The sequence below is a fragment of the Nocardia sp. Tas62D01 genome (assembly GCF_055232035.1).
The window spans coordinates 8,516,628-8,528,737 of sequence record NZ_JBUYUZ010000001.1; the positions used below are offsets into that span (position 1 = coordinate 8,516,628).

At 65.8% G+C, this 12,110-nt stretch carries 11 protein-coding genes and 2 pseudogenes; 10 read left to right on the forward strand and 3 right to left on the reverse strand.

Features of this window, described 5'->3' with window-relative positions; translation table 11 throughout:
• The first annotated feature begins 24 nt into the window (after positions 1-24).
• The 3 genes from ACV7NQ_RS41285 (at position 25) to ACV7NQ_RS41295 (ending at position 2,693) form a co-directional block, all read left to right on the forward strand.
• Positions 25-465 carry a cupin domain-containing protein gene (locus tag ACV7NQ_RS41285; RefSeq protein ID WP_463364464.1) on the forward strand — a complete coding sequence of 147 codons (441 nt, stop codon included), beginning with the start codon at positions 25-27 and terminating at the stop codon, positions 463-465.
• A gap of 472 nt (positions 466-937) precedes the next feature.
• Complete coding sequence (locus ACV7NQ_RS41290) at positions 938-1,087, forward strand: hypothetical protein (RefSeq protein ID WP_463364465.1); 150 nt, start codon at positions 938-940, stop codon at positions 1,085-1,087.
• 373 nt (positions 1,088-1,460) lie between these two features.
• Positions 1,461-2,693: an FAD-dependent oxidoreductase gene (locus tag ACV7NQ_RS41295; protein ID WP_463364466.1), complete on the forward strand. Its 1,233-nt coding sequence runs from the start codon at positions 1,461-1,463 to the stop codon at positions 2,691-2,693.
• Positions 2,694-3,083: 390 nt separating this feature from the next.
• On the opposite strand, the gene ACV7NQ_RS41300 is transcribed toward ACV7NQ_RS41295, so the two are convergent.
• Complete coding sequence (locus tag ACV7NQ_RS41300) at positions 3,084-3,731, reverse strand: TetR/AcrR family transcriptional regulator (RefSeq protein WP_463364467.1); 648 nt, start codon at positions 3,729-3,731, stop codon at positions 3,084-3,086.
• Positions 3,732-3,899: 168 nt separating this feature from the next.
• Between ACV7NQ_RS41300 and ACV7NQ_RS41305 the strand changes: the two genes are divergently transcribed.
• The 4 genes and pseudogenes from ACV7NQ_RS41305 to ACV7NQ_RS41320 all read left to right on the forward strand — a co-directional run bounded on the left by ACV7NQ_RS41305 (position 3,900) and on the right by ACV7NQ_RS41320 (position 6,460).
• Entirely contained in the window at positions 3,900-4,184 is a 285-nt protein-coding gene (locus ACV7NQ_RS41305) for a VOC family protein (RefSeq protein WP_463364468.1), read from the forward strand.
• Entirely contained in the window at positions 4,175-5,116 is a 942-nt protein-coding gene (locus tag ACV7NQ_RS41310) for an FAD-dependent oxidoreductase (protein ID WP_463364469.1), read from the forward strand. Before ACV7NQ_RS41305 ends, ACV7NQ_RS41310 begins: the two co-directional genes overlap by 10 nt.
• A gap of 1 nt (position 5,117) precedes the next feature.
• Positions 5,118-5,993 carry a TIGR03619 family F420-dependent LLM class oxidoreductase gene (locus ACV7NQ_RS41315; RefSeq protein ID WP_463364470.1) on the forward strand — a complete coding sequence of 292 codons (876 nt, stop codon included), beginning with the start codon at positions 5,118-5,120 and terminating at the stop codon, positions 5,991-5,993.
• 22 nt (positions 5,994-6,015) lie between these two features.
• Positions 6,016-6,460: pseudogene (locus tag ACV7NQ_RS41320) on the forward strand (nuclear transport factor 2 family protein).
• A 139-nt stretch (positions 6,461-6,599) separates the two neighbouring features.
• Here ACV7NQ_RS41320 and ACV7NQ_RS41325 read toward each other — a convergent pair.
• Entirely contained in the window at positions 6,600-7,379 is a 780-nt protein-coding gene (locus tag ACV7NQ_RS41325) for a helix-turn-helix domain-containing protein (protein WP_463364471.1), read from the reverse strand.
• A gap of 511 nt (positions 7,380-7,890) precedes the next feature.
• Between ACV7NQ_RS41325 and ACV7NQ_RS41330 the strand changes: the two genes are divergently transcribed.
• The 3 genes from ACV7NQ_RS41330 (at position 7,891) to ACV7NQ_RS41340 (ending at position 11,183) form a co-directional block, all read left to right on the forward strand.
• Positions 7,891-9,246: an IS4 family transposase gene (locus ACV7NQ_RS41330; RefSeq protein ID WP_463364472.1), complete on the forward strand. Its 1,356-nt coding sequence runs from the start codon at positions 7,891-7,893 to the stop codon at positions 9,244-9,246.
• Positions 9,247-9,625: 379 nt separating this feature from the next.
• The gene (locus ACV7NQ_RS41335) at positions 9,626-10,000 is read left to right on the forward strand and encodes a hypothetical protein (RefSeq protein WP_463364473.1); all 375 of its coding nucleotides are present in this window, start codon (positions 9,626-9,628) and stop codon (positions 9,998-10,000) included.
• Positions 10,001-10,151: 151 nt separating this feature from the next.
• Positions 10,152-11,183, forward strand: a complete 1,032-nt coding sequence (locus tag ACV7NQ_RS41340; RefSeq protein WP_463364474.1) for an IS66 family transposase — start codon at positions 10,152-10,154, stop codon at positions 11,181-11,183.
• 1 nt (position 11,184) lies between these two features.
• Here the strand turns inward: ACV7NQ_RS41340 and ACV7NQ_RS41345 are convergent.
• Positions 11,185-11,941 (reverse strand): annotated as a pseudogene (locus tag ACV7NQ_RS41345) (IS5 family transposase); the annotation flags it as partial.
• Positions 11,942-12,110 lie beyond the last annotated feature (169 nt).

Below are 12,110 nucleotides of genomic sequence, written 5' to 3' on the forward strand. Positions count from 1 at the left end.
CCGACCGACCCGAAAGGACCGACCATGGCTGGCGAACCGCCCGTCGTCCGACATCTCTCCGACCTGTCGGCCTCGCTCATCGCACCGGCCGACACGGTCCGCCTGTGCACATTGGCCGGGCCCGAACATGGTTCCAGCGCAAGCGTTTTCCTCGAAATCTGGGAACCCGGCGGAGCGCAACCGCTGAACTCCCATCCGGACTCGGCCGAGATCTTCCTCGTGCTGGCCGGCACCGCCACCGCGCACAGCGATGCCCACACCGCGGAGCTCACTGCCGGTGACGTGCTGATCTTGCAGCCGGGATCCGAACACCGGATCGTGAACACCTCCGACACCGAGCGGCTCTACACGATCACAGTGATGGCCGACGACGGGGGATTCGCCGATCTGGTCGACCGTGGCACCCCGGTGGCGTTGTCTCCCGCCGACATTCGCACTCTGGCGACCGGATTCGGCACGAAATAGTCACGGCGCAGGTCGCGCGGGCGGAGTGCGCGGCACGTTCCCTATCGTCGAGACGGTACGACTCAGTGTCGAGGCGATATCCCGCGCATTGCGACTGGTGGACTGGCAGCTACGGGCAGCGCATCGTTGCACATCGACCCGCAGCTGTTGCGCGGCACACGCAGGTCCTGCGAAACGATCGAGCGAAACACGGGCGTTCCGGTCGGCGGTGAGCCAGTCGGCGACGAACGTCAGCAAGTTCGACGAGCTCCATCGTGTTGTCCGAGCGCCGAACCCACCGAACCGGAAGTACGGGCGCTTCTCGACCGATGCATGGCCGCATTCCAGGGTGTCGTACTTGAATGCCTCGAAGCAGTCACCAAGCAAGCACTGGCATATCCACAGATAGACCCATCGACTATTCTGAATGTCAACACATCCGCCCTGAGGTTGGCCTTGCTGTAGAGCGACCTGGAACGAATCCGCCCTTGCTATGGTTGGCCGCGGGTGCGCATCAGAGCTCACGCCTTGCCCGCACGAAAGCCCCAAGCAGGACGCGATGACCAGCCCCACCAGCACCGTGCCGTACACGGTGCTCGACCATCTCAGCGTCACCGTGCCCGGCGCGCTGCTCGCCAACTGAACCTGTGGCAACCGTCCTCAGGTATGGCCCGACCGGGAGGTCGGGTCACGTCGCATTCTCGACATCGTCATAGCTCGGACCCCCCTGCGGAAGCGCGATCTTTTGTCGTCGTGGCCCCACCCGCTTGCCAAGTTCAGAAAAGCACGCCGTCCCATTTCATCTCCACCGACCAGTGGCCACCGGCCCGGTATGACTCGACACCGAGACGTACAACTCGCGCCGAATTCCATTGCGAGTACCGTGTCGACGTTGGGGCGTACTCGTTCGACGTCGAGTATTCGGTGGAGATACCAGACTCCGGCATCCGCATGAGCGCGCGGGGAATAGTATCGAGGGCGACCGGTGGTTTCCGACGCGGCCCGGAGGTTGTCCGATGGATCGAACGACTTGTCTCGTTGCTGGCGGCGGTCCGGCCGGAATCGTGTTGGGGCTGTTGCTGGCGCGCGCCGGCGTCGAGGTGACGGTGCTGGAGAAGCACGGCGATTTCCTGCGGGATTTCCGCGGTGACACCGTGCACCCGACCACCCTCGACCTGCTCGACGAGCTGGGCCTGGGCGAGGAGTTCGCGAAACTGCCACAGCGGCGGCTGACTTCGGTACAGCTGCCGATCCGCGGGCGGATGTTCATCGTCGCCAGCCTGGACCGGCTGCCGGGCGCGCACAAATACATCGCGATGGTGCCACAGTGGGACCTGCTGAATTTGCTGGCCCGCGCGGCGGATTCGGAGCCCACCTTCCGGCTGCGGATGAATACCGAAGCGACGGATGTCATCCGGGAGGACGGTCGCGTGGTCGGCGCTCGGTATCGCACGAAAGACGGTGATATCGGCGAGATTCGGGCCGATCTGACCGTTGCCTGTGACGGGCGGACCTCGGCGCTGCGCGCCGCCGCCGGTCTGGGTTCGCGCCGGTGGGCGACTCCGTTCGACGTCTGGTGGTTTCGGATTCCGCGCAACGACACCGACCCGGCCGGGGCGATCCCGTTCCTCACCCCGCACCGGTTCGCGTTGATGTTCGACCGCGGCGACTACTGGCAGTGCGCGACGCTGATCGCCAAGGGGAGCGACCCGGCCCTGCGGCAGGGGCCGGTCACCGAGATCATGCGCAGCATGGCGGACGTCGTTCCGTGGCTGGCGGATCGCACGGAGGCGGTGCACAGCTGGGACGAGGTGAAACTGCTCGACGTGAAACTGGACCGCCTCGACCGCTGGTACGCCGACGGCCTGCTGTGCCTTGGTGACGCCGCCCACGCGATGTCCCCGGTCGGCGGCGTCGGCATAAACCTGGCCGTTCAGGACGCGGTAGCGGCCGCGAGAATCCTTGCCCCGAAACTGCTTTCACACCGGGTCACGACCGCCGACCTGGCCCGCGTCCAACGCCGCCGCATCGTGCCGACCGTTCTCACCCAGGGCGTGCAGCAGGTGATGCACGCCCGAGTGATCCGCCCCGCCGTCTCCGGCACACTGAACGTCTCGGACGCCGCCCGCCCCCCGCTACCGCTGCGAGTGCTACGCCGCCTCCCGATCATCCGCAGTATTCCCCCGTACCTGGTAGCCCGCGGTGTACTACCCGAACACGCCCCGGATTTCGCCCGCAGACCGGCCTGACGTCGGCCCCGAACCTCAATGGGAAGGGTCGGGGCCCTCCGCGTTCGTTGAGGCTCAGGCCGGTCGGCCGAATTGGCCCCCTGTGCCCTCGCCCCGGACTCCTGCTCACCGTCAGCTCCGTCTCGCCGGCGCAGTGCCGACCGGGCATCGAGGCCGATCCAGAGCTGTGACCGCGGGTTTCCCTGCATTGCCGGTGTGCGTCAACTGACGTGGAGGCTACTGAACCCCCGCCGCGGCGTACCTCCGCCACGCACCCGACCGGCGCCGCGATCGCCGTTGTCTTCGCTGCTTCCCTGTCACGTTCTTCGTGAAGCGTCCTACCCGGCGAGCGGCCGAACAAACCGGCGAGCGGCCGAACAAACCGGCGAGCGGCCGGACAGAGGGGAAGCGTCAGCGGCGGCGGTTTCGGGCCGCCGGGGCTGGTTGGGCGGTGGGGACTGTCAGCATGGCGACGATCATGTCGATGATTTCGGCGGTGTCGGCTGCCGCGTCGGGGCTGCGGACGCCGGACTCCAGGGCGCGTTCGTAGTCGGCGACGACGGCGAACATGACGGTTGCCATCGTTTCGAGGCGCTGCCTGCGTTGACGTGCGGGCAATTCGGCGAGTGCGGCATCAAGGCGGACGGCGATGATGCGGACGGCGGCGCGGTCGGCGCCGGCGAGGCGGCGGGCGTCGGCGATCACGGGGTGGGCGCGGACCACTTCGAGGAATCGGCCGTAGTGCGTGATCTGTTCCATGCCGACGAGTTCGAGTATCGGTGCGGCGAGCATGGCGACCAGGGTGCGCATGTCGTGTGCGGTGCCATCGGCTTCGCTCGCAGCAAGCAACTGCATTCTGCGGTCTTCCAGCCAGTTCATCCGGCGTTCGACGATGGCTTCGATCAGGCCGGTGCGTGAGTCGAAGTAGTAGTGGACCGCAGAGTTGTTGCGCTGGCCAGCGGCTGTGGCGATGTCGCGCAGCGGGACGTCCACGCCTCGTTGTGCGATGAGCCGCTCCCCCGCGTCGAGCAGCGCGGCGCGCGAATCGTCGATGCGCATATCCGAACTGTACTAAACCCGGGTATTGACGATGTTAAGCATCAGTGATTAATTGAGGTCATGGGAAGCGAGCACCGATGACGATCGCCCAGGGGCCGATCTTCCAGCTGTGCTGCGTGGTCCGGGACACGACCGCGGCACAACGGCAGTTCACCGAGCGGTGCGGCGTTGCGCAGTGGCTCACCATTCCGGACGTACAGTCTCGATCGCGTCGGACCCGGCCTGCACCATGTCGCGTGGATTCCCGAGGACTACGACGCCGCGCTGGCCGAGGCGAAGGCAGCTGGCGCCGAGATCGTCGCCACGGGCGCGTTCGAGGGTGTCGGGATGGAATTCGCCTACCTCGACGGCCGGGCGTTCGGTTCGTATGTCGAGCTGATGCGGCTGTCGGCGGACATGCGGGCGATGTTCGATTACCTAATCCCGGAGGGGTATTCGAACCCATGGGCGTAGGAACGGATCTTCCCGAGCTGATTCGGGGCCACATCGAGTGGGACGAGACGGTCGAGGTGATCGTGGTCGGCTTCGGCATCGCCGGGGCCTGCGCGGCCATCAGCGCGGCCGAGGCGGGCGCGCGAGTGCTGCTGCTGGAACGCAACGACGCCTCGGGTGGGGCGTCGGCGTTGTCTGCGGGGCATTTCTATCCCGGTGGCGGCACACCGGTGCGACAAGCTACCGGATACGGCAACAGCGTCGAGGCGATGACCGCCTACCTGGAAGCGGTTACCCCGCAACCTGATTCGGCGAAGATCGCCGCGTACTGCACCGGTAGCGTCGCGCATTTCGAGTGGTTGGAGGCGCACGGCGTCGAGTTCGAGCGGTCCTTCTATCCCGGCAAGGCCGTGGTGCAGCCAGGCACCGAAGGGCTCATGTGGACCGGCAAAGAGAAGGTCTGGCCCTATCGCGACCAGGCGTCGCCCGCGCCGCGCGGGCACAAAGTGAACGCGCCCGCCGGGCGCGGTGGCCAGCAGGTGATGACCGCGCTCACCGAGCGAGCACGGAAGCTCGACATCACCGTGCGCTACGAGACGGAGGTCGAGCATCTGGTCGCCGATGACGCCGGACGCATCGTCGGCGTGCGCTGGCGCGATGGCGGGGCGGCGGGTGCGGTGCGGCCTGACGGGTCGGTGATCCCCGGGCTGTACGCGGCGGGGGCCTGCGCCTCGAACATCGTGCAGGACAGCTCCGGCTACTCCAGCGGCACCTGTCTCGGCGAAGGCTCCTACTTCGGGCGCCGCGCCGGAGCACACGCCATGCGGGTCGCCGGTGGGATTGCTGGGCCACGGAGTCCATTGCCCGCCGACCATGCGCCTGCTCCATCACAACCGAGTACCTTGCCCACCGACCAGACAAACACACCGACCCCCGCACCGAAAGGCGCCTGATATGCGATTCACCTACGCCGAGACGATGATCGACCCCACCTACTACGTGCCCCTGGCCCGCGCGTCCGAGGAAGCCGGGTATTCGTCGATGGTTGTCGCCGACAGCGTCGCGTACCCGAAAGACTCCGACGCGAAGTATCCATACACGCCCGACGGCAATCGAGAGTTCCTGGAGAATAAGCCGTTCGTCGAGGCGTTCGTGGTGACGGCCGCGATGGCCGCGGTGACGACGACGCTGCGGTTCACCCCGTTCGTGCTGAAGCTGCCCATCCGCCCGCCGGTGCTGGTCGCCAAGCAGGCCGCCTCCATCGCCGCCATGAGCGGTAACCGGCTCGCTCTCGGTGTCGGAATCAGTCCGTGGCCGGACGATTTCGACATGATGGGGGTGCCGTTCGAGCATCGCGGCGCGCGGATGGACGAGTGCATCGACATCGTGCGCGGGCTGACCGCGGGCGGCTACTTCGAGTTCCACGGCAAGTTCTATGACATCGCGCCGATCAAGATCAATCCGGTGCCGAGCCAACCCCTGCCGATCCTCATCGGCGGGCACAGCGAACCCGCGCTGCGGCGGGCGGCGCAGCGCGGCGACGGGTGGATGCACGCCGGTGGTGACGGGACCGAACTCGACCGGCTGTTGGATCGATTGAACGTCCTGCGTGCCGAGTACGGCACCCGCGAGGACTTCGAGGTGCACGTCATCTCGCTGGACGGGTTCACCGTCGACGGTGTGAAACGGCTGGAGGACAAGGGCGTCACCGATGTCATCGTCGGCTTCCGCTACCCGTACACCACCGATCTCGACACCGAGCCGCTGAATACCAAGATCGCGAATCTGTCGCGGTTCGCGGAGAAGGTGATCGCACGCACGAACCCGTAGCGCGCGAACAGAGAGGAACACCATGGGGAAGTTCAGCCGCGACGAACTCGAGAGGGCACTCACCCACTACAGCCAGGTCGTCGACTGCTGCTCGGAAACCGGTGACTGGTCACCGTTCGCGGACCTGTTCACCGACGACGTGGAGTACATCGAGCATGCCTATGGCACCATGCACGGCCGCGAGGAGGTGCGGCGCTGGATCGTGAGCGTGATGAAGCCGTTCCCGCACATGCGTTTCCAGCACCACTGGATCGCCTTCGACGAACCCAACGACGCGATCGTCGTCGGCATCAAGAACCTCCTGGACCATCCCACCGAACCCGGCGTCGAATTCTGACCACCCGCCTCGCCTACGCGGGCGACGGACTGTTCGCCTCCGAAGGCGGGTGATCGGGGAATGGCTGCAGGCGGGCGGGCAGATGGCGTGCGCGCCGCAGGAGCAGATGAAGTACATCGTCATGGGCTGAGCCGGCCGCCTCCGCGGCGAGCACTTCGCGCTCGAAGACACCGTGTTCTGTGTTCCGAGCCCGACGATCAGTCACGACTCCCCTTCGGGCGCATTCGCTTCCGTCGAGCCCGACGGTACCCGGTCGGCGATCCTCGCACTCACGACTGCGCCGGTGTCAGCAGCTGCTTGGTTTCCGGATCGGCCGGGTAGAACGATTCGATGGCGAGTTCGGCGACCGTGACGTTCATCGGGGTGCCGAAAACCGTTGTCGCGCTGATGAGCGACAGCTCGTGGTTTCCATGCCGCAGACGCAGCGGGACGACCATCTGGTCGGGCTCAGGCAGCGCGGGTTCGATTTCGCCACCGGGGTATTCGCGCAACTCCTCGAGCAACTCGGTCAGTTCCGGGGAGCCGGTGACCTCGATGCGGCGGGTCAAGCGCTCGAACAGGTGCCCGCGCCATTCGGCGAGGTTGATGATGCGGGGTGCCATTCCCTCGGGGTGCAGGCTCAGCCGCAGCGCGTTGGTGGGCGGGGCGAGCAGTTCCGGGTCGACATCCTGAATCAGCAGTGCGACACCGGCATTGGCGTCGATCATGTTCCAGTTCTGGTCGATCGCCAACGCGGGATATGGGTCGAGCCCGGCCAGCAGCTGGCGCATGGCGTCACGCACGGGGACCATCGCGGGGGTGTCGAGGGAGGGTTCGGCGTACACCGGGGCGTAACCCGCCGCCAGCAGCAAGCGGTTTCGTTCCCGCAGTGGAACCTCGAGTTGCTCGCACAGATGCACCAGCATGGTCCGGCTCGGCGTCGCGCGACCGGTTTCGATGAAACTGAGATGCCGGGTGGACGTGTCGGCGCGACCTGCCAATTCCAACTGGCTGAGCCTGCGCTCGAGGCGCCAATGCCGCAGCAGGTCACCGGCAGTCTGGGTAGTCACGCTTCGATCCTACGAACTCACGGGCTCCACGACCATTACCTCACGGGTAATCGACACGGTACCGTCGGCGGGCGATCGTTGTGACGGACCAAAGGGGATACCACCTATGACCACGACCACGCACTACGCGTTCGACACCGATACCGCCAGCGCCCGCGTCGTCTTCGGCCTGCGAAAACCCAGCTAAAGATTTCAGGCTGCCACCGCTCGAACGATGGGGCACGGGCATGGCTGCGAATCCGCGGCTACATCTCCACCATGCGCAAAAACGGTGCCCCTGTCCTGGACGGCCTCCGCGCCGCCATCAGCGGAAACCCCTGGATCCCAGCCATAGCCTGAATGGTTACGTTGGCCAACGGCAAGCGAGTTTGTAACTCACGTATTTCGCTGTCAAAGGTTTGTCGATCCGTAAGTGGGTGTGCAGAGGGTCGGAAGCGTTCGAGCCCCGAATCTCCCTGTGCCAATTCATGGGAGGTTCAGGGCTCGTGCTGGCTTTTGCCGGTGGTCGTGATTGGCTGGGACAGCGAGCGGGCCGGTTGGGGAGCCGGCGTCGTCGAGTGCGATCACCCAGGCGCGGCAGCGGTTGGGATACGAGCCGGTGGCCGAGGTGTTCGAGCAGATCGCCGAGCCCGTCGCTGATGTGCTGACCCGCGGCGCGTTCTGCGCCGGGCGCCGGATGGTGTCCATCGATGGCACCGTGTTCGACGTCCCCGATACCGCCGCCAACGACGCCGTGTTCGGCCGCCCGTCCGGGGGTGCGTTTCCGCAGGTGCGGGCGGTGACATTGGTCGAGTGCGGCTCGCATGTGGACCTGGGTGCTCATCTGGGACCGGTGGTGGGCAAGGGCACCGGGGAACGCAGCGCCGCCCGCGCGTTGTTTCCGCTGCTGCGGCCTGGCTGGATATTGCTCGGCGATGCCGGTTTCTATAGTTTCGCCGGCCTGTGCGCGGCTCTGGCTACGGGCGCGGACGTGTTGTGGCGCATCGGCGACATCATGAAACTGCCGATCATCGCCGGCCCGCACACCGACGGCTCATACACCTCGATCGTGTACGCCCCCCGCACTTCGGCGAAGGTCCGTGCCGTGCTGGCCGACCGTGCCCGCGCCGGCGACGACCTCACCGACGCGGCGGCCACCGCCCGGCTGGTGCGGGTCGTGGAATACCAGGTCGACGCCGGCACCGACACCGACGAGGTGCCCGAACTGGTCTGCCTGATCACCAATATCGTCGATCCCGACGACGCCCCCGCAGGCTTGCTGGCCGATAGCTACCATCAGCGGTGGGAACATGAAGCGGTCAACGCCGAGATCAAGACGAGCCTGCGCGGCCCCGGCCGGGTGCTGCGATCGAAAAGCCCCGACATGGTCCGCCAGGAAATCTATGGATACCTGTTGGCGCACTACGCCATCGCCGCCCTGATCTGCCGGGCAGCCACCGAAACCGACACCGACCCCGACCGGCTCAAGTTCACACGCACGCTGCGCATCATCCGCCGCCGCATCAACGATCCGGCGGCTTTCCCCCCTCGACGCCAGAAAACCCTCCTCAACCAGGTGAAACGTAGTATCACCAGGCCCCGCAACCTCAACCCCGTCCGCCGCCCCCGCAAATACCCCGTGTCATCAAACGCGCCCGCCACAACCACTACCCCATCAAGAAACCCCACCACACCGGTACCCGCCACGCACCACCTACCATCGACCTCGTCAACCTACCGAAATCCCAAGGCGCACAGTCTTAGTGGCATTGAACCTACCCCCATCCGAATGGGAACGAAAACGTGGGGTAAGCGTGGGGTTGGTTCAAATAACACAGGTCAGGCCCGGTGCAGTACCCGGCCTGACCTGCGATTTACGTGTACCTAACGCTTCAGAACCCGAACACCCTGCTAGCGCAGGGACCCGAAATCCGGATCAAGCCCGTGGGTACCCGCCGCACGGTCTCGGGTGGTGATCACTGATGGCAACAGTCACCGCCAGCGGAAGATCTGCGGCCCTATGATCGTCCTGGCCGACGAGTGGGAATCCGAGCGACGGGGCCATGCATACCGTTGCTCGGTTTCCCGATTTCGGCCAACGCCTACTCGCACCTTGGCGCCACCATGTCCCGTTCGATCATGATCCGCTGGCAACTGCCAAGTTGGTGGCGACGCGGTTGCCAATGGAATTGGGGTCATCAATGTTCTGTTACCACAGGTGGGGCAGCGACTAGATTGTCGCTGTGGCCAAAGAAACGAAGATTCGAATGACAGGCGGCATGCGTCGCATCATCAGCGGTTCGACCTTGCTAGCGGCCGCAGTGGCTTCAGTGCTCGTCACCGCTGGTCCGGCATCGGCGGAACCGAGGGACTGCACCCTCGATCGATCGTTAACCGGCGCGACGGGCTTATGCCCCGGTGGTGACGGATACTTCACCGTGGAAGCCGACTGCATCGGCGTCTCCCTCGGCGGCGGGCTTGCAATCGGCCCCTATCGGCAGTCGAGTCAGCGAAACGCCTACGCGGGCCCGCATCCGGAAATGGATGTCACGCAGACACACCCGCATGCCGAGTGCAACGAGTTCATTACCGGCCACTTCGGCATCGCAACCGACGCACGCCTGTACGAAACCTTCCGCTGACCCCGACTAACCGAAAGCCCCGCCGCCTCGAACAACATCGAGGCGGCGGGGCTTTTCTCGGGTAGCTATTCAGCTGTCCCCCAGTCTGTTTGACCGGTCGTTCGTGGTGTGTTGATGTTGGTTTTGGCGTTGGATGTGGCAGGGTGGCCGGGTGATCGATTCGCCGACGGTGGAGCAGCTCGTGGAGCTGGTCGCGCAGTTGTCGGGATTGGTCGAGGAGTTGAGGGTGGAGAACGCGGGGCTGCTCGCCGCCAACGCGGAGCTGGTGGCGGTCCATGCCGCGCAGGCGGATCAGATTGCCGCGCAAGCAGTTCATGCTGCAGTGCAGGCGGAACAGGTTGCGGCGCAGGTGGATCGGATCGCGGTGCTGGAGCGGCAGGTGTCGAGGGATTCGTCGAACTCCTCGAAGCCGGGTTCGGGCGACGCGTCGTGGGACAAGAAGCCGGCAAAGAAGCGGTCGTCGCGGTCGCGGTCGGGGGGTAAGCCGGGCAAGCAGTCGGGGTCGTCGTCGGTGTCGCGGCGACTGTCCGACGACCCGGACCGTACGATCGTGCGGCTCGAACCGGGCCGCTGCCATGGATGTTCGGGCTCGCTGCCGGGCGCGGCCGAGGTGGGGCGGCAACGCCGCCAAGTGGTCGATATCGCGCCGGCTCCGGCACCGGAAATCATCGAGTACCAGCGGGTTTCGCGTGCATGCGGGTGCTGCGGGACGGTCACGGCCGCAGACTGGGCCGATGCCGGTGAGCACGCCGCGGTGTTGGCGTCGGCGGGTTCGCCAGTGCGGATCGGACCGGCGACCCTCGCCCGGGCGGCGTTACTGAGCTGTGGGCACTACCTGCCCATCGGACGCACCCGCGAGTTGTTCACCGCGTTGTGCGGGATCGATGTCTCCACCGGGTTCCTCGCCGGGGTGCGTAGCCGCGCGGCCCGGATCCTGGAGAAGACCTTCACCGCCCACATGCGGGCATTGCTGGGCTCCGCGCCAGTGCTGCACGCTGATGAGACCACCGGCCGCGCCGCGGGCACGTGTAAGAACGCGTCCGGAAACTCATTTGTGCTGGTCGGCTGGCTCGGTTCGGGCGAGGCGTCGGGTCATGGTTCGGATCATGGCGATGTGGGACCATCGCTTCGTGGTTCTGGGGCAGGGTCTCGTAGTCGCGGACGCAGCGGCGGTGTTTGGTGATCCATCCGAACGTTCTTTCTACGACCCAGCGGCGTGGGAGGACGATGAATCCTTTGGTGTCGTCGCTGCGTTTGACGACCCGCACGGTGAGCGTGAGGACCTTGTAGCGCCCAGGTGACCAGGCGTCCGGCGTAGCCGCCGTCGGCCCACACCAGCGATACCGTGGAGAATCGTGCCCGCAACGCGACCAGCAGACGATGCGCGCCGTCGCGGTCTTGGATATCGGCCGAGGTCACGACGACCGCGAGGAGCAGTCCGAGGGTGTCGGTGGCGATGTGGCGTTTGCGGCCTTTGGTTTTCTTGCCCGCATCGTAGCCGGCGCTGCAGTTGGGTACGGTGTCCGCGCCGCGCACGGTCTGGGAGTCGATGATCGCCGCCGTCGGTGACGGTTTACGTCCGGCTCGGACTCGCACACGATCCCGCAGTGCGTCGTGAATCCGTTGCCACGCACCATTTTTCGTCCATCGGCTGAAGTTGTCGTAGACGGTGGTGGCCGGCGGGAAGTCGCTGGGCAGCTGCCGCCACGCGATCCCGCCGCGCACGAGATAGAAGATCGCGTCCAACAGCAGGCGGCGCGGATGTTTCTCCGGTCGCCCGCCCTTGCCCGCCGTGTTGCCCGGCGGCGGCAACAACGGCTCCAAAACCTCCCACTCTGCGTCGGTCAACGACGAGGACGGATAGAACGGGCATTTCGACAGGGCGGACGACTCGCCGTGGGCCGGGCACGACGAACACAAGCACGTAAGCGACACTGACACAAGGGCTCTCGGAAGGAATGGACGGATTCGCAACCACCAGTCCTACCGGGAGCCCTCCACAGCCTCACCCATCACACGCCGACACCACCGAAGTTTCCGGACGCGTTCTCAGCTTGTGATTTAAGGTGTTGGGTCGCGGTTGCGTGAGAACTGTTGTGTTCGTGTGTGT